The sequence below is a fragment of the Staphylococcus sp. HMSC34C02 genome, from assembly GCF_001838705.1.
Classification (GTDB): Bacteria; Bacillota; Bacilli; order Staphylococcales; family Staphylococcaceae; genus Staphylococcus; species Staphylococcus borealis.
Genome location: NZ_KV838579.1, coordinates 1 through 1560, shown reverse-complemented (window position 1 = coordinate 1560; position 1560 = coordinate 1). Strand labels below are relative to the sequence as shown.

The following is a 1560-nucleotide window of genomic DNA, read 5'->3' as shown; positions in this document are numbered from 1 at the left end:
GGGGGGACGCAGTAGGATAGGCGAAGCGTACGATTGGATTGTACGTCTAAGCAGTGAGATTGAGTGTTAGGCAAATCCGGCACTCTTAAGATTGAGCTGTGATGGGGAGAGGAAATTGTTTCCTCGAGTCGTTGATTTCACACTGCCGAGAAAAGCCTCTAGATAGATAATAGGTGCCCGTACCGCAAACCGACACAGGTAGTCAAGATGAGAATTCTAAGGTGAGCGAGCGAACTCTCGTTAAGGAACTCGGCAAAATGACCCCGTAACTTCGGGAGAAGGGGTGCTCTTTAGGGTGCAAGCCCAGAAGAGCCGCAGTGAATAGGCCCAAGCGACTGTTTATCAAAAACACAGGTCTCTGCTAAACCGTAAGGTGATGTATAGGGGCTGACGCCTGCCCGGTGCTGGAAGGTTAAGAGGAGTGGTTAGCTTCTGCGAAGCTACGAATCGAAGCCCCAGTAAACGGCGGCCGTAACTATAACGGTCCTAAGGTAGCGAAATTCCTTGTCGGGTAAGTTCCGACCCGCACGAAAGGCGTAACGATTTGGGCACTGTCTCAACGAGAGACTCGGTGAAATCATAGTACCTGTGAAGATGCAGGTTACCCGCGACAGGACGGAAAGACCCCGTGGAGCTTTACTGTAGCCTGATATTGAAATTCGGCACAGCTTGTACAGGATAGGTAGGAGCCTTTGAAACGTGAGCGCTAGCTTACGTGGAGGCGCTGGTGGGATACTACCCTAGCTGTGTTGGCTTTCTAACCCGCACCACTTATCGTGGTGGGAGACAGTGTCAGGCGGGCAGTTTGACTGGGGCGGTCGCCTCCTAAAAGGTAACGGAGGCGCTCAAAGGTTCCCTCAGAATGGTTGGAAATCATTCATAGAGTGTAAAGGCATAAGGGAGCTTGACTGCGAGACCTACAAGTCGAGCAGGGTCGAAAGACGGACTTAGTGATCCGGTGGTTCCGCATGGAAGGGCCATCGCTCAACGGATAAAAGCTACCCCGGGGATAACAGGCTTATCTCCCCCAAGAGTTCACATCGACGGGGAGGTTTGGCACCTCGATGTCGGCTCATCGCATCCTGGGGCTGTAGTCGGTCCCAAGGGTTGGGCTGTTCGCCCATTAAAGCGGTACGCGAGCTGGGTTCAGAACGTCGTGAGACAGTTCGGTCCCTATCCGTCGTGGGCGTAGGAAATTTGAGAGGAGCTGTCCTTAGTACGAGAGGACCGGGATGGACATACCTCTGGTGTACCAGTTGTCGTGCCAACGGCATAGCTGGGTAGCTATGTATGGACGGGATAAGTGCTGAAAGCATCTAAGCATGAAGCCCCCCTCAAGATGAGATTTCCCAACTTCGGTTATAAGATCCCTCAAAGATGATGAGGTTAATAGGTTCGAGGTGGAAGCGTGGCGACACGTGGAGCTGACGAATACTAATCGATCGAAGACTTAATCAATTTATTTCAAAGTTTTGCGAAGCAAAATCATTTACTTACTATCTAGTTTTGAATGTATAATCATTCTCTTGTCTGGTGACAATGGCAAGGAGGTCACACCTG

1 rRNA gene is annotated in these 1560 nt (G+C 51.1%); it reads left to right on the top strand.

What is annotated here, in order from left to right:
• Nucleotides 1-1458 (top strand): 23S ribosomal RNA (locus HMPREF3239_RS05880); the annotation flags it as partial.
• Between the last annotated feature and the right edge of the window lie 102 nt (nucleotides 1459-1560).